The organism is Cryobacterium arcticum (assembly GCF_001679725.1).
GTDB classification, from domain to species: Bacteria; Actinomycetota; Actinomycetes; order Actinomycetales; family Microbacteriaceae; genus Cryobacterium; species Cryobacterium arcticum_A.
Genome location: NZ_CP016282.1, coordinates 3,840,174 through 3,856,510, shown reverse-complemented (window position 1 = coordinate 3,856,510; position 16,337 = coordinate 3,840,174). Strand labels below are relative to the sequence as shown.

Annotated in this window: 8 protein-coding genes; 3 read left to right on the top strand and 5 right to left on the bottom strand. The window is 69.3% G+C overall.

Features of this window, described 5'->3' with window-relative positions:
• Positions 1–30: 30 nt before the first annotated feature.
• Both PA27867_RS17520 and PA27867_RS17515 read right to left on the bottom strand, forming a co-directional pair.
• Positions 31–879, bottom strand: coding sequence for a DUF1206 domain-containing protein (locus PA27867_RS17520; RefSeq protein ID WP_066598340.1), 849 nt, complete (start codon positions 877–879; stop codon positions 31–33).
• A 3-nt stretch (positions 880–882) separates the two neighbouring features.
• Complete coding sequence (locus PA27867_RS17515) at positions 883–4,245, bottom strand: DEAD/DEAH box helicase (protein WP_066598339.1); 3,363 nt, start codon at positions 4,243–4,245, stop codon at positions 883–885.
• 112 nt (positions 4,246–4,357) lie between these two features.
• Between PA27867_RS17515 and PA27867_RS17510 the strand changes: the two genes are divergently transcribed.
• Entirely contained in the window at positions 4,358–5,515 is a 1,158-nt protein-coding gene (locus PA27867_RS17510) for a class I SAM-dependent methyltransferase (RefSeq protein WP_066598338.1), read from the top strand.
• A 314-nt stretch (positions 5,516–5,829) separates the two neighbouring features.
• On the opposite strand, the gene PA27867_RS17505 is transcribed toward PA27867_RS17510, so the two are convergent.
• Both PA27867_RS17505 and PA27867_RS17500 read right to left on the bottom strand, forming a co-directional pair.
• Positions 5,830–6,441: a histidine phosphatase family protein gene (locus PA27867_RS17505; protein ID WP_066598337.1), complete on the bottom strand. Its 612-nt coding sequence runs from the start codon at positions 6,439–6,441 to the stop codon at positions 5,830–5,832.
• 47 nt (positions 6,442–6,488) lie between these two features.
• A complete protein-coding gene (locus PA27867_RS17500; RefSeq protein ID WP_066598336.1) occupies positions 6,489–7,802 on the bottom strand; it encodes a glycosyltransferase 87 family protein in 1,314 nt (437 codons plus the stop codon).
• A gap of 378 nt (positions 7,803–8,180) precedes the next feature.
• Here PA27867_RS17500 and PA27867_RS17495 point away from each other — a divergent pair, with 378 nt between their 5' ends.
• Positions 8,181–10,448 carry a fibronectin type III domain-containing protein gene (locus PA27867_RS17495; RefSeq protein ID WP_084021289.1) on the top strand — a complete coding sequence of 756 codons (2,268 nt, stop codon included), beginning with the start codon at positions 8,181–8,183 and terminating at the stop codon, positions 10,446–10,448.
• 71 nt (positions 10,449–10,519) lie between these two features.
• Positions 10,520–14,695 (top strand): metallophosphoesterase, encoded by a 4,176-nt coding sequence (locus PA27867_RS17490; RefSeq protein ID WP_066598334.1) that lies wholly within the window; start codon positions 10,520–10,522, stop codon positions 14,693–14,695.
• A gap of 81 nt (positions 14,696–14,776) precedes the next feature.
• Here the strand turns inward: PA27867_RS17490 and PA27867_RS17485 are convergent, their stop codons facing one another.
• Positions 14,777–16,318: an APC family permease gene (locus PA27867_RS17485; RefSeq protein WP_066598333.1), complete on the bottom strand. Its 1,542-nt coding sequence runs from the start codon at positions 16,316–16,318 to the stop codon at positions 14,777–14,779.
• Positions 16,319–16,337 lie beyond the last annotated feature (19 nt).

Below are 16,337 nucleotides of genomic sequence, written 5' to 3'. Positions count from 1 at the left end.
GCGATGCGGCAGGGCTCAGCGCGGCACGCGTCAGTGCCGGAGGAACGCCGCCCGGGCCACCAGATAGAGGCCGAAGGCGATGAGGCCGGCAGCCACCACGTTCAGCAGCACCGGCCCGGACTGCAGGGTGAGCAGGTAGCGCAACCCGGCGTCGAGCCCGCCCACCCAGCGGGAGTCGGCGAACACGGCCGCGGCCACCAGCAGGGCGCCGGTGACGAGGAACGCCAGGCCCTTGGCGACGTGGCCGAAGACGCCGAGGGTGAGCACCACGACCTTGGTCGGACCCCAGAGGTAGCGCAGCTCCTCGCGGAAGTTGCGCCGCACCCCGCGCCAGACCAGCCCGCCGCCGATGATGCCCACCGTGACGCCCACCACGAGCAGCAGGAACAGGCCCACGGGGCTCTCGACGATGGCGGCGTCGGCCTCCCGCACCACCTCGCTGCCCCCGGAGCGCGCGCCGAGCGCAACGGCGAACGTCACCAGACCGAGCAGCGCGAAGCCCAGCGCCTTGCCCACGTTGAGAGAGCGGCGGAACACCAGGACCCGCCGGTTGGGCGCCACGCTGAACGCGGCATTGGTGCCCTGCCAGAGCGCCAGGCCCCACAGGGCGATGGTGGACAGCCAGAGCACCACGATGCCGCCGGGCCCCGTGGAGATGGCCGTGAGGGCGCCGAGCTGGTCGGCCTCGCCGGTGCCGCCGTTCGCGACCCCCAGCGCGGTGCCGCCGATGAGGGCGTGCACCAGGCCGTTGGCCAACAGGCCGAGCCGAGCGGAGGCGCGCACCGACCGGTTGCGGTGGGCGCGCTGAGCGGCCTGCTTCAAGCGCTCGCGGGCCTCGTCGGCCCGGTCCGCCGCCGGTTCGGCGGACAGGTCGGTCATCGGTTACTCGAGCAGTTCGCGGATATCGGACGCCGTGAGCCCCTGGCCGGCGCCCTGGGCACCGCCGCCGTCGGTCATCACGTTGTCGAAGAGTTTGGCCTTGACGGCCTTGAGCGCCATCACCTTCTCCTCGATGGTGTCGGTGGCCACCAGCCGGTACACCATGACGTTCTTGGTCTGCCCGATCCGGTGCGCGCGGTCCACGGCCTGCGCCTCCGCGGCCGGGTTCCACCAGGGGTCTAGCAGGATGCAGTAGTCGGCCTCGGTGAGGTTGAGGCCGAACCCGCCGGCCTTGAGGCTGATCAGGAACACCGAGGTGTCGCCGTTCTTGAACCCGTCGATGGCCGCCGCCCGGTTGCGGGTGCGCCCGTCGAGGTAGGAGTAGCTCACCCCGGCGCCGTCGAGGCGGGCGCGCACCTTGGCGAGGTAGCCGGTGAACTGGCTGAAGATCAGGGTACGGTGCCCCTCGGCGACCACGTCTTCGAGAAGCTCCATGAGCACATCCAGCTTGCTCGAGGGGATGTCGGCGTATTTGTCGTCGTAGAGCGAGGCATCCAGGCTGAGCTGGCGCAGCATGGTGATCGACCGGAAGATCTCGAACCGGTTCTGGTTGAGGTCGCCGAGCAGGCCGAGCACCTTCTGGCGCTCCCGCTGCAGGTGGGTCTGGTAGACCCGCCGGTGCCGCGGGTGCAGTTCGAGCTGCAGCACCTGTTCCTGCTTGGCCGGCAGGTCGCTGGCCACCTGGTCTTTGGTGCGGCGCAGCATGAACGGGCGGATGCGCCGGCGCAGCTGGCTGAGCCGGTCGCCGTCGGCCTGGGTCTCGATGGGCCGCTGGTAGTACTCGGCGAACCGGGCGGCGCTGGGGAACAGGCCCGGGGCGGTGATCGAGAGCAGCGACCACAGTTCCATCAGGTTGTTCTCCAGCGGCGTGCCGGTGATCGCGAGCTTGAACGGGGCCTGCAACCGCTTGGCGCAGTGGTGCGCGCGGGACTTGTGGTTCTTCACGAACTGGGCCTCGTCGAGCAGCAGCCCGGCCCAGCTCACGGCGTCGTACTCGTCGAAGTCGAGCCGGAACAGCGTGTACGAGGTGATCACGACATCCGCCGTGGCCACGGCGTGCGAGAGGGAGGCGCCCCGTTTGGCCGTGGTCTCGGTGATGGCCGCCACGTTGAGGCCGGGCGCGAACCGGGCACACTCGGTGGCCCAGTTGTGCACAACGCTGGTGGGCGCCACGACGAGGAACGGTTTGCGGTCGGTCTGGCGTTCCCGGGCGTCGACGATGAGGGCGATGGCCTGCAGGGTCTTGCCGAGCCCCATGTCGTCGGCGAGCACGCCGCCCAGGCCGGTGTCGAAGAGGAAGCCGAGCCAGTCGTACCCGGTCTGCTGGTACGGCCGCAGCGAGGCGTTGACCGCGCCGGGCAGCGCGCGGTGCGCGATCTCGGCACCCTCGGCGAGTCCGGCGAGGGTGTCCCGCCAGGCGGCGGCTTCAGCCTCGGCGCTGCCGAGGTCCTGCAGCTCCTCCCAGAGGTCGGACTGGGCGCGGTTGATGCGCAGGGAGTCGTTGGGGGAGTCCTGCAGGCCGCGGGCCTCCTCGATGAGGTTGCGCAGCTGTTGCAATTCGGGCCGGTCCAGGCTGAAGTAAGTGCCGTCGGCGAGGATCATCAGCTCCTGCCCGGTGGCCAGGGCACGGAAGACCTCGTCGAAGGGCACGTCTTCGCCGTCGACCGTGACCCGTACCGACAGGTCGAACCAGTCCCGGCTCTCGGCACGCGCCGTGGTGGCGAAGGTGAGCGTGGGCGGCTCGGCGGCCTCCCGGTACTCCGGGGCATCACCGACGAACTGCACCAGGATGTCGTCGGCCTGCTCCAGCACCGGAAGCACGGTGTCGAGGAACTCGATCATGCGCGCGCCGTCGAGAGTCGAGTCGGCGCGGAGGATACCGGGGGAGCCGGCGGGGTCGGGCATTTCGGCGGTGTCGGCCGGGCTCGCGGCGTACAACGACGGCAGGTGTGCGGGGTACGCGGCAAATATGCCGTCCAGGGCATGCAGGATGCGGCCCTCGTCGGCGGTGTCCCGGTAGCCGGCCGGGGCGTCCTCGGTGGCCGGTCCACGCAGGGGCGCGACGGCCGGGCCGGCGGCGCCGGGGCCGCCCGTGTAGTGCCAGTCCCAGTGCAGCGTGATGCGCGCATCCGCCTGGGCGCTGATCGACAGTGCCAGCACCGGCCGGGCGGTGTCGGGCAGGTCGAACGACTCGTCGGTGCTGGTGAGGGTGAGCTGGCCGCGCAGGAACGGGTAGAAGTCGGCCAGGAAGACGTTCTCTTCGTCAGGCGGCACGGTGATGGGTTCGTGCGCCGACGCGAGCACCCGCAGGTCCCGGCCGAGCTGGCGGGCGAGCGGCGCAACGGTGAGGCGCACCTCGGTGCCGTGCGTTGTCCAGGTGAACAGCCCGTGCGCCGGGTCGCCGATGTAGCCGAGCGCGGCCCGGTCGAGCACGCGGCCGTCAAGGGAGACTGTGGGGGAGAGGGTGAGGCCGTCGTCGTCGCGGCGGATGTCGAGGGCGAGTTCGGCGGCCTCCGTCGACACCGTCACGGCGTGCTGGGCCGAGGTGGTGCCGATGAACGGGATGCCGGCCTCGCGCGCTTCGCCGAGCAACCCCCAGAGCGCCCGGTTGGCGAAGCCGTCCAGGTGCAGCCAGGGGTCGGTGACCACGTGGTAGCGCTGGCCGGAGGAGTACAGCTCGAACAGGGCCGTGAGCACGCGCAGCTGGGTGCGGTTGAGCATGCCGCGGGAGTAGGCGAGGTTGTCCCAGGTGAGGTTGCCGCGGATCCACTTGCCCTTCTTGCCGCGCACCATCGGGCGCACGCCCAGGCGGGCCAGCGACACGGCGGGGGCGGCGATCCGGGCGGCGCGGGGCGGGGGCAGCAGCTCGAACTGCAGGGCGAGGGCGGTGCCCGTGCTGGGTTCGGCCTCCGGGGCCCGGGTGAGCGGGGCCAGGGCGCTCTGCCAGGTCGCGGGCGCGGCCGTGACGCTTCGCTGGGAATCCGCCGCACGCGGCGCGCGGGCGAGGTCGGCGGCGCTGGATCGGCTGGCCAGGAGCAGGGCCACGACGTGTTTGCAGTTGATGCCCATCGGACAGCTGCAGGTGCCGGAGGCGCGCACGACGGTGCCGCTGGCGTCCTGCTGGAAGGTGACCACCACGTCGTAGGGGCGCGCCTGCGTGCCGCCCACGGTGCCGAGCAGACGGCTGCCGCCCAGCTGCCAGACCTGATCCTCGACCCGGCCCTCCTTGGCGTAGCGCACCCCGCGCGAGTACGCCTGTGGCCCGACGAGGCGCGCGATCTGCAGATCGCTGAGGTTGTGGGCCATAAGGTGCGGTGTCCGTGACGGTTCGGTGAACAGGGGTCTCTCATTGTCCCACGCCGCACCGACCTCCCCGAGCCGCGCGAGTTCCCGGCCGCCGGACGGCTATTCTGAGCGGATGCCTGAGTTTCCGTTCGAGAGCCTGCGCCGCCGGCCGGACGTGGAGGCCGCCAACCTCTTCGCCGTCGATGCCGGCGACCGGTTGATCCTCGACGAGGCCGCCGCGGCGCTGGCCGTGGCCGGGCCCGGTGAGGTGGTGGTGCTCGAGGACCACTACGGCGCGTTGACGCTCGCCGCCGCCGCCCAGGTGAGCGCCGGGGCGGACATTCGCGTGTACCAGGATGCGTTCTCCGGGGAGACGGCGCTCGATCTCAACGCGGCCGACCTGGCCGGTTCGGTGCCCGAACTTGTGGGCATCGTCGGGGCATACCGGCACCTGCCGCTCGGCGCTGAGCTGCTCACCGGCGCCCGCCTCGTGCTACTGCAGCTGCCGCGGAGCCTCGCCGCCCTCGACGAACTGGCCGGTACCGTCGCCCGCTTCGCCGCACCGGACGTGACCCTCGTGGCCGGCGCTCGCATCAAGCACATGACCGTGGCCATGAACGAGGTCCTGCGCCGGCACTTCGGCGAGCTCACGGTGACCCCGGCCCGGCAGAAGTCCCGGGTGCTCGTGGCCAGCCGGCCGATCCAGGGCGACGCATCCGTGGAGACCTGGCCGCGGTCGGTCGTGCACCCAGACCTCGGCCTCACCGTCTGTGCGCACGGCGCCGCGTTCGCCGGCACCACCATCGACATCGGCACCCGGTTCCTGCTCGACTTCGTCGACCGGATGAAGCCGGATGCGACCACCGCGATCGACCTCGGCTGCGGCACCGGCGTGCTCGCCGCGGCCCTCGCCCTGCGCCGTCCCGGCCTGCAGGTGCTGGCGACCGACCAGTCGGCCGCCGCCGTCGCATCCGCCACGGCCACCATGCGGGCCAACGGCGTCGCCGACCGGGTGCGGGTCGTGCGCGATGACGCGCTGAACGCCCAGCCGGATGCGTCGGCCGAGCTGATCGTGCTCAACCCGCCGTTCCACATCGGGTCGTCGGTGCACGCGGGCATCGCGCTCAAGCTCTTCGAGGATGCCGCCCGGGTGCTGCGCCCCGGCGGCGAGCTCTGGACGGTGTGGAACACGCACCTCGGCTACCGCCCGGCGCTCACCCGCATCGTCGGGCAGACCCACCAGGTGGGCCGCAACGCGAAGTTCACCGTCACGGTCTCCACCCGCCGCTGACCCGGTTGGCGTCGCCGGTCGCGCCATCCCGCTGGTCGAGCTTGTCGAGACCCGGTGAGGTGTGTGTGGGTCGCGCCCATTTCGTCGGTCGAGCTTGTCGAGACCCGGTGAGCCGACCTCTCGACGCACGTCACCTGGTTTCGACAAGCTCAACCAGCGTGTGGGTCGCGGCCGTCTCGTCGGTCGAGCTTGTCGAGGCCTCGTGAGGTGTGTGTGGGTCGCGCCCATTTCGTCGGTCGAGCTTGTCGAGACCCGGTGAGCCGGTTTCTCGACGCACGTCACCTGGTTTCGGCAGACTCAACCAGCGTGTGGGCCTAGAGGGCGGCGACGGCGTCCAGGGCGTCGTCTTCGAGGGCCTCGTTGTTGATCACCGACGCGGTCCAGCCGGCCTCCGGGCTGAACTGCACCACCGAGATCGCGGCGTTCAGGATCGGGGGGATCTCCACCTCGAGGGCGGCCGACAGGCTCAGCCGGATCAGGGTGCCGTGGCAGACCACGATGATGCGGGCGCCCGGGTAGTCCTCGGCCAGCTGCAGGAGAGCGCCGAGCCCGCGGGTCGACACGCTCACCTCGGACTCGGCCCCGCGGAAGCTGCCGTAGCTGCCGTCCACCCGCAGAGCGTCGAGCTTCGGGCCCGCGGAGAGTCCCTCGGCCGGACCGTAGTTGCGCTCGACCAGACCGGGCAGGTGGCGGGTGACCTCGAGGCCCAGATCGGTCGCGATGATGTCGGCGGTCTCGGCCGCGCGCGACAGCGGCGACGACACGACGAAGTCCCAGGCGTAGTCGGAGAGCGGTGCGACGGCATCCGTCGCCTGGCCCCGGCCCACGTCGTTGAGGGGCACATCCGTGGCCCCCTGGATGCGCCCGGCGGCGTTCCAATCGGTCTGGCCGTGGCGGACGAGGGCGAAGGTCGTTGTAGCAGTCACCCCCCTATTGTGCCGTGCGCGGCCGGGCCACCCCGCGTGAGGGGGTGTCAGTTGGCCGCCAGGCCGCGTGATGAGGCGGTCTGCCGCACCGACACGGATGCCGGCGAGCCCGCCCTGGCCGTGCGCCACAGCCCCAGCACCGACCAGCCGAGCATCACTACGAGCAGCCCGTTGCGCAGGGTCAGCAGCAGCAGGGCCCCCGCGTCACCGTGCACGAGCGGGAGGTAGAAGATGGGGAAGATCAGCGTGGTCAGCCCACCGATTCCGAGCATCAGGTAAGCCGGAACCCGCCACCTGGCCCAGTCGTGCGCCACACCCACGGCCACGACCGGCGCGATCCAGAGCATGTATTGCGGAGAGCCCACCTTGTTGAGCACCACGAACGTGCTGACCAGGGCCAGTGCGCCCATCAGTACAAGCTGGGCGTTGTCGCGGCTGCGTCGCAGAGCGAGCAGCAGCAGCACGAAGATGGCCGCCATCACCAGGAACATCGCGGGTGTCATGAGCGCGGCCACGAGGGTCGTGCCGGGCCCGCTCACCTCGCGGGTGGCTATGGCATGGTTCTGGTAGATGGTGGTGCCGTGCTGCCCCATGGCCGCCAGCCACACCCACGGCGTCGTCACGGGTGCCTCGAGCTGCAGCGCCCGGTCGGACTGCATGGTGACGAATCCCGTGAGGTACCGCAGCCCGCCCGCCGCCCAGACGGCCACGGCGATACCCGCCGAGAGTGCGGCGCCCGTGACGATCACGGTGATCCGGCGGCGGCTGACCGCCACGACGGCAAGGAACACCGCGGCAGGCCAGACCTTTATCCAGGTGGCAACGGTGAGCAGCGCCGCCGCGATCATCGGTCGGCGGGCCAGTAAAACCAGCCCCATGATCACCAGCGGGGCGCTGAGCCCCTCCAACCGCAGCAGCCCCACCGGGCTGAGCACCAGGCTGAACGCCAGCCAGAACCAGGCCGCTTTGTACCCATTGCGGTTGCGGCCCCAGTCGGTGAGGATGCCGACGGCCGTGGCGTTGAGCGCCATCGTCATCAGGAACCACAGCAGTTGGTAGAGCAGCGGGCCGGCGACATCCGCCAGCACCACGGGCACGAGCGCGCCGATGGGATAGACCCATTCCACGTCGATGCCCTGCCAGACCCCGTTGCGCAGGGCCTGCTCCGCCCAGACCCGGTACAGGGGGAGGTCGCCGAGCACCCGACCGGTGAGGATCGTGGGCAGCAGGGCAAAGAGGAAGAGCGTGTGCAGGCCGAGGAAGCCGAGGAGGAGCGTGCGCGGGCTCTGCAACCACACGCGACGTGCTGGGGTGAGTAACCGGCCCAGCCGGTGGTCGACCAGCTCAACGAAATAAGACATGCACACGTCGCTTTCAACCCGAACCTGGAGCACGCGGAGGCGGCTTCTGTCTGGAGTGTACGAATCGAAGGTGAAAGCCAGACAACGGGAGGCTGTCCATCAGGGTCGTTGACCTGAGAGTGCACTCAGGCCTGCACCGACGACGGTGAACGGATGGTGCCCGAACGGTAGCCGACGCCTGGCACCGGGCTTGCCCCGCGGTGGACCTCCCACGAACATTTCGTCGCCGTATGAACAGCTCCTGAACGTGCGCATCCGACACTTTCTGTGTGTTTGCACAGCCTCCTACAGTTGGCCTCGCCGAGGGCCCGTGTGCCCTCTGGCCTGTTTCCACGACCAGACGCGACGCGTCTCATGACCTAAGGGGCATCCACCCGGATGAATGGCGTTCTCACGCGCATGGTGAACTCACCGAAAAGGCGCAACACCGTGCTGGCGGGCGGCCTCATCGCCGCGCTGGCACTGACCACACTCGGCAGCGGCATCGCCTACGCGGCGGGCGGCCTGGCGCCGCCGGCCGTGAAGCCCGCCACCATCTACACCGCCACCGCCGTGCCGGACCGGGTCATCCTCACCCCGACCACCACCCCCGCCTCGTCCCAGAACGTGTCCTGGCGGACCTCGACCGACGTCACCGCACCCCAGGTGCAGCTCGCGGCCATGACCGACGGGCCCGTGGCGAGTTGGACCACGATCTCGGCCGTGAGCACCACCGAGTTCGCCACCGATCTGGGCTACCCGATCAAGTACCACACGGCCACCCTCACCGGACTGGCCGAGGCCACCAGCTACCTGTACCGGGTCGGCGACGGCGACACCTGGAGCGAGTGGTTCGAGTTCGCCACGGCGTCCACGACTCCGCAGCCGTTCTCGTTCCTCGTGCAGGGCGATGCCCAGAACGACGTCAAGTCCTACGCCTCCCGCACCTTCCGGGCCGCGTTCGAGGCCCGCCCCTACGCCAAGGCCGTCGTGCACCTCGGCGACCTCATCGACACGGATGTCGCCGACGCCGAGTGGGGCGAGTGGTTCTCCGCCGCCGGCTACGAGAACGCGTACCTCAACGTGATGGCCACCCCCGGCAACCACGAGTACTACCCCGGTCCGCTGCTGACCAAGTACTGGAAGGCGCAGTTCGAGTTCCCCGAGAACGGCCCCGCGCAGACCCCCGAGATCCAGGCCACCTTCAGCGAGAACACCTACTTCACCGATTACCAGGGTGTGCGCTTCATCTCGCTGAACGGCTCGCAGATCAACACCACCGACCTGGCCGCCCAGACCGAATGGCTCGACAGGGCGCTCGAGGAGAACCCGGGCAAGTGGAGTGTCATCTCGTTCCACCAGCCGGTGTTCTCGGTCACCTCCGGCCGCGACAACAAGATCATCCGCGAAGCCTGGCTGCCCATCTTCGAGAAGCACAACGTGGACCTCGTGCTGCAAGGCCACGACCACGCCTACGGCCGCGGCAACCTGTTCGCCAACGAGCAGAACCTGCCCGCCGGAGCCGACGCGGCGACCAGCCAGACCGGCCCGGTCTACATGGTGACCGTCGCCGGTCCCAAGATGTACGTGCCCGACGACCTGGCCACGAACAACTGGATCACCAACGGCGCCAACCTGCGCAGCATGAACCGCGACACCCAGATGTACCAGACCGTCGACGTGACCAACGACGAGATCTACGTGGAGAGCCGCATGGTGACCGGCGAGCTCTTTGACGCCTTCTCGATCACGAAGACGGATGACGGCGTCAAGCTCGTCACGGATGTCACCGTGGGCCGCGACTCCGGCCCCGGCTCGGCCCGCAGCACCGTCAACGCCCCCGAGCGGCCCACCCCGGTCGTGCCCGGCGCGGTTCCCACACCGGAACCGACCACGCCGCCCACCACGCCGCCGACCACACCGGAGCCCACCGCCCCGCCGACCCCGGAGCCGACCACCGCACCCACGCCGGAGCCGACGGCCGTGCCGACCAGCGAGCCCACGGCCGAGCCGACCGCCGGGCCGACGGCCGAACCGACCAGCGAGCCCACGGCCGAGCCGACGGCTGTGCCGACCACCGCTCCGACGACCGAACCGACGACGGAGCCCACGACGGGCCCGACCGCCGGGCCGACCGCCGGGCCGACATCGTCGCCAACGACGGCGCCCACAACGGCGCCCACAACGGCACCGACCACATCGCCCACCACCAACCCGCAACCGACGCCCACCTACACCCCCGGTGACCTGGAGCTCTCGGCGACCGGCGTGGCGGCAGGCGGTCAGATCAGCCTGAAGGGGTCGGGCTTCAAGCCCAACGAAGACCTCGAGGTGCAGCTGCACTCCGACCCGGTCACCCTCGGGTACCCCACCGCGGATGCCTCCGGCAACTTCGCCTTCACCGGCCGGATCCCCGCCGGCATCCCGGCCGGCACGCACACCATCGTGGTGCGCGGCCTGGAATCCGGCGTCACCGCGGAGTCGACCATGAAGGTCCTGCCGCTCGGTTCCCCGAGCACCGGCGTGCGGGACCTGGCCAACACGGGCGTCGTCGCACTGGGCCTGTGGCTCGCCGCGGCGGGGATCGCCCTGCTGCTCGGCATCGGCGCCATCCTGTTCGGCCGTCGCCTCAACCGCACCGGCGCCCGCCAGGGCGGCACGGCATGACCGGCCCCGCCGCCGCCGCGCCCACCCGAACGCACCCTTCGACAACTTCTTCCAGGAAAGGCCGTCATCCCATGGCGAATTCGTCCTCCCGGCGCACCCGGAGGCGCGGCCTGATCGCCGCGCTCACGGTGGCGACCGTGGCGGGTGCCCTGCTCGCGCCCATCGTTGGTGTTACCGCACCCGCATCCGCCGCCACGGTCACCCCGATCGTGCAGCACGGGCCGTCACGCATCCCCGACCGGATCGTGCTCACGCCGGCAGCCGACCTGGCCACCTCGCAGGCGGTGACCTGGCGCACCAGCACCGACGTCACCACCGCGCAGGCCCAGATCCGGGTGGCCACGGCCGAGCCGTACCGAATCGACTACACCGTGGTGAAGTCCACCGACACCGAGAAGGTCACCACGGAGGAGGGCTGGGAGGAGTCCTTCCACACCGTCAACTTCACCGGCCTGAGCGAGGCCACCCAGTACCAGTACCGGGTCGGCGACGGCACCAACTTCAGCGAGTGGCAGCACTTCACCACCGCCGCCGCAACCGCGGAGGACTTCTCCTTCATCTACCTCGGCGACGTGCAGAACGGCATCAAGTCCGACGCGTCCCGGGTCATCCGCAACGCCTTCCGCGACCGACCGGATGCCAAGATCGTGCTGCAGGCCGGTGACCTGATCGACGACGCCAACAACGACGCCCAGTGGGGCGAGGTGTTCGACGCGGCCGGCTACAATTTCGGCACCCAGAACTTCCTGTCGGCGGCCGGCAACCACGAGTACAGCGGCGAGGAACTCTCCCGCCAGTGGCAGGCGCAGTTCGAGTACCCCGACAACGGCCCGACGGCGCCGGAGGTCTCGGCGCTGCTGGACGGCACCGTGTACTACAGCGACTACCAGGGCGTGCGGTTCATCTCCCTGAACAGCAACGTCACCGAGGCATCCGCCCTGGCCGTGCAGACGCAGTGGCTCAAGGAGACCCTCGAGACCAACCCGAACAAGTGGACCGTGGTCTTCTTCCACCACCCGGTGTTCTCCCTCGACGAGGGACGCAACAACCGCGCCATCCGCGAGGCGTGGGTGCCGTTGTTCGAGGCGAACAACGTGGACCTCGTGCTGCAGGGCCACGACCACAACTACGGCCGCGGCAACACCTCGGCCGCCGAGGAAGGCAACCCCGCCGATTGGAACGCGGAGCTGAACTACGACGGTCCGGTCTACGCCGTCTCCGTCGTGGGCTCCAAGATGTACTCCGGTGCCGGCCCGCGCCTGTGGACCGAGAACGGCGCCACGCTGAAGAAGCTCGGCGGTGGAATCGAGCTCTACCAGCTGATCGACGTCTCCGGCGACGAACTGCGGTACGAGTCCCGCACCGCCGACGGCGAGTACTACGACGGGCTCACCATCGTGAAGAACGACGCGGGCAAGGCCGTCACCGACGACACCGCTCCGCAGGTCATCGACCCCGGAACCGGTCAGCCGTGCCTGGGCTGCAACCCGAACCCCGACCCCGGAACCGACCCCACCGACCCCGGCGAACCCGTCGCATCCGTGGACTACACGGTCGTCGGCGGACTCGATTCGGTGAACAAGACCAATGCGAAGCTGCCGGCCGGGTCGGCGTTCTCGCAGGAGAAGGACCGCCTGTATCTGGGTGACCAGAACGGCCGGACGATCTTCGAGTTGGATGCGGACACCGACGAGGTGACCCGGCAGATGACTCTGCCGGAGAATATCCGCGACCTGGGCATCGACGACGCGAACGAGTTGCTTTATGTGGGGCAACAGAACCGCAATTGGGTGGTGGTGTCGATCGCGGATGCCACGTTCGGCCAGATCGTGCGGGGCCCGTTCCCGTTCATCGAGTCGAACCGGTCGATCGACGTCGACCCGGTGCGCGGTTACGTCTATGGGGCGATTCCGTCCCGAGGTATCGAGGTGCTCGACGCGGTGACCGGTGAGTCGGTCGGTGTCATCGACGGCACGGCCGACTCGTACTACGTGGCGGCGGACCCGGCCAACGGGATCGTCTCGACGGTGTACTTCAGTGATGTGCCGGATGCAGTCAACATCGAGGCGTTCGACGTGGACAACGGCTTCGTGTCGCTGTGGGAGAAGACCAGCCGGGCCAGCCCGCGTCAGCTGGACGCGGACTCGACAAACGGACTGCTCTACGTGGGTTACACCGGCACGGCCGCGGGTTCAGGCGGCTTCTCGGTGCACGACCCCAAGACCGGCGCCCTCCTGGGCGACTTCGCGGATCCCTCCTATGGCAAGGACGGCTACGGAATCTCGGTGGACGAGGAGACCCAGCGGGTCTTCGTGTCCAACCGCGACTTCAGGCTCAACCCGCCCGGCTCCGAACTGGACGCGATGGCCGTGACCATCAGCGAGCGTGTCCTGGACGAGACGCTGGACTTCACCCAGGTCGCCAGCCTCGACTCGGTCAACAAGACCAATGCGAAGCTGCCGGCCGGGTCGGCGTTCTCGCAGGAGAAGGACCGCCTGTATCTGGGTGACCAGAACGGCCGGACGATCTTCGAGTTGGATGCGGACACCGACGAGGTGACCCGGCAGATGACCCTGCCGGAGAATATCCGCGACCTGGGCATCGACGACGCGAACGAGTTGCTTTATGTGGGGCAACAGAACCGCAATTGGGTGGTGGTGTCGATCGCGGATGCCACGTTCGGCCAGATCGTGCGGGGCCCGTTCCCGTTCATCGAGTCGAACCGGTCGATCGACGTCGACCCGGTGCGCGGTTACGTCTATGGGGCGATTCCGTCCCGAGGTATCGAGGTGCTCGACGCGGTGACCGGTGAGTCGGTCGGTGTCATCGACGGCACGGCCGACTCGTACTACGTGGCGGCCGACCCGGCCAACGGGATCGTTTCCACGGTGTACTTCAGTGATGTGCCGGACGCGGTCAACATCGAGGCGTTCGACGTGGACAACGGCTTCGTCTCGCTCTGGGAGAAGACCAGCCGGGCCAGCCCGCGTCAACTCGACGCGGACTCGACCAACGGGCTGCTCTACGTGGGATACACGGGAACCGGTGCCGGGTCCGGCGGGTTCAGCGTGCACGACCCGAAGACCGGCGAACTGCTGGTCGACAAGGCCGACCCGGCCTTCGGTAAGGACGGCTACGGCATCTCGGTGGACGAGGAGACCCAGCGGGTCTTCGTGTCCAACCGCGACTTCCGGCTCAACCCGCCCGGCTCCGAACTCGACGCCGTGGCCGTCACGGTGTCGCAGCGCGTCGGTGCCGCCACCCCGACCGACCCCACGGACCCGACGGACCCGACCGATCCGACGGACCCGACCGATCCCACCGATCCGACGGACCCGACGGACCCGACGGACCCGACGGACCCGACCGAGCCTGGGGCGCCGTCCGGGCTGGACTACACCCCGGTCGCCCTCACCGCGATCGCTTCCGCGGCCGCCAACCCCGACGCCGACACCAAGCCGGTCGGCTCGGTCGTCGACCCCGACACCGGGCACCTGTTCGTGGGCAACGAGCAGCGCCCGGCGCGGGTGCTGGAGATCGACCCGGTCACCGACACCGTCGTGGCGACGCACCTCATCCCGGGCGGCACCGCCGAGGGAGTGCGTGACGTGGCCATCGACACCGCGAAGGACGAGCTCTACGTCGCCTACGGTGCCGCCTGGGCCGTCGTGAAACTGAGCGACGACAGTGTGGTGCGCGGACCGTTCGCGTTCTCCGGGAACGTGCGCGGCCTGGACGTCGACCTCGCCAACGGGCGGGTCTTCGGCACCACCCGTGGAACCGGGTTCGACGTCATGGACGCCAGCACGGGCGCCCTGATCCAGACGGTGACGACGGACGGCGCCAACTGGCGCTCACACGGCATTGCCTGGGACCCGGTCGCCCAGCGGGTGTACGTCAGCAACTCCGACGTGTCCGGAGCCACGGCATCCGTGCGGGTGTACGACCCGGCTACGTTCACGGTGGAAGCCGAGGTGCTGACGTCGGCCGCGCCCGACCTGCGCAGCGTCGCGGTCGACCCGATCGCCAAGCGCCTCTACCTGGGGCACCAGAGCGATGCGTTCGATGCCAGTGGTGTGCTGGTGCTCTCCAGCACCGACCTCACGACCATCAAGGACTACCCGAAGACCGCCTACGGCAACAAGGTCTACGGCGTCTCGGTGGATGCGGCGAAGGGCGTGGTCTACGTCTCCGCCCGGGACCGGTTCCCCACCGGCCTGATCGCTCTGCACCGGTCGGAGAAGTAGCCCGGCCGGTCCCGGTCAACACGGAACATTCGACACCGAACACGGGTCCCGTCGCGCATGTGGCGGGGCCCGAGTGGCGTGTCAGGTGTCGCGCGAGGTGCCCTTCGTGAGGGTCTTGCCCTGGAAGAACGCCGGGTCGACGGCCCGCATGATGAACATCAGCACGATGCCGGCGATGAAGAGCACCATCGCCAGGATGAAGACCAGGCCGACGCCGCCGATCTCCGACCCGCTGCCGTACTCGGGGTTGGTGCTGTCGATCAGGGTGGTGGCGAAGATCACGGCCAGGATGATGCCGCCGATGAGCGGCGCAAGCAGCTTGAGCAGGAACGCCCGGGTGCTGGAGAACACCTCCCGGCGGAAGAACCAGACACAGGCGAACGCCGTCACGCCGTAGTAGAAGCAGATCATGATGCCCAGGGTGAGGATGGTGTCGGTGAGCACATCCGTGCTGAGCACCCGCATCACCGCGTAGAAGACCCACGCCACGACCCCGGCGATCACCGTGGCGAAGCCCGGCGACCTGAACCGCGGGCTGATCGCCGCAAAGCGCTTGGGGAAGGCCCGGTAGTGGCCCATCGAGAGCATGGTGCGCGCCGGCCCCACAAAGGTGGACTGCAGCGACGCGGCCGAGCTGGACAGCACGGCCAGCGACATCAGGATCGCGAACGGGCCCATCACCGGCCCGGCCAGCGCCGCGAAGACGTTGCCCTGGATGTCCTCGTTACCGAGGCCCAGCTCGCCGGTTCCGACGCCGGAGAACATCAGCGCCGAGACCGAGACCAGGATGTACAGCACGAAGATGATGCCCACCGTGAGGGTGGCCGCCCGTCCAGGGGTGCGCTCCGGGTCCTTGGTCTCCTCGTTCATGGTGAGGGTCACGTCCCAGCCCCAGTAGATGAAGATCGACAGCGACACCCCCGCGGCGAACGCGGAGAACGACGGGGTGAGGAACGGGTTGAACCAGCTGGCGCTGAAGCCGAGCGCGTCGAAGGCGGTGCCGTCGGCGAAGTGCACCAACGCGGCCACGCTGAACCAGATCAGCACGAGGAGTTGGAACGCCACGAGCACGTACTGCACCATCTTGGTGGTCTCCATGCCCCGATAGGAGACATAACAGGCCAACACCATGAAGACCAGACAGGTGAAGATGTTGATCCACACGTTCGCGGCCAGGTCGGCCAGATCCGGGTTACCGAACAACTGGGCGAGCATGAGGTAGAAGAAGTCCACCGCCACCCCGGCCAAGTTCGAGAGCACCACCACGGTGGCCACGATCAGGCCCCAGCCGCCCATCCAGCCCAGCCAGGGGCCGAACGCTCGCGTCGCCCAGGTGAAGGAGGTGCCGGCATCCGGCATGGAGTTGTTGAGCTCACGGTAGCCGAGCGCCACGAGCAGCATCGGGATGAACCCGACCATGAAGATGCCCGGCATCTGGGTGCCCACCGCCGCGACCGTTGGGCCGAGCGAGGCCGTGAGCGTGTAGGCCGGGGCAATGCAGGAGATGCCGATAACGGTGGCGCCGAGCAGGCCCACCGAACCGGCGCTGAGCCCCTTGGCGGAGAGACCGCCGGCGCTCTGAGCCGCTGCGGGCGTGGCATTCGAAGCGGATGACTGGGCCATGGTCTCGTCCTTTGTTCGG

Excerpts from the sequence above, each read along its gene's own strand:
- PA27867_RS17515 (WP_066598339.1), bottom strand. The coding sequence starts at position 4,245 with ATGGCCCACAACCTCAGCGATCTGCAGATCGCGCGCCTCGTCGGGCCA.
- PA27867_RS17520 (WP_066598340.1), bottom strand. The coding sequence starts at position 879 with ATGACCGACCTGTCCGCCGAACCGGCGGCGGACCGGGCCGACGAGGCC.
- PA27867_RS17510 (WP_066598338.1), top strand. The coding sequence starts at position 4,358 with ATGCCTGAGTTTCCGTTCGAGAGCCTGCGCCGCCGGCCGGACGTGGAG.
- PA27867_RS17495 (WP_084021289.1), top strand. The coding sequence starts at position 8,181 with ATGAATGGCGTTCTCACGCGCATGGTGAACTCACCGAAAAGGCGCAAC.
- PA27867_RS17485 (WP_066598333.1), bottom strand. The coding sequence starts at position 16,318 with ATGGCCCAGTCATCCGCTTCGAATGCCACGCCCGCAGCGGCTCAGAGC.
- PA27867_RS17500 (WP_066598336.1), bottom strand. The coding sequence starts at position 7,802 with ATGTCTTATTTCGTTGAGCTGGTCGACCACCGGCTGGGCCGGTTACTC.
- PA27867_RS17490 (WP_066598334.1), top strand. The coding sequence starts at position 10,520 with ATGGCGAATTCGTCCTCCCGGCGCACCCGGAGGCGCGGCCTGATCGCC.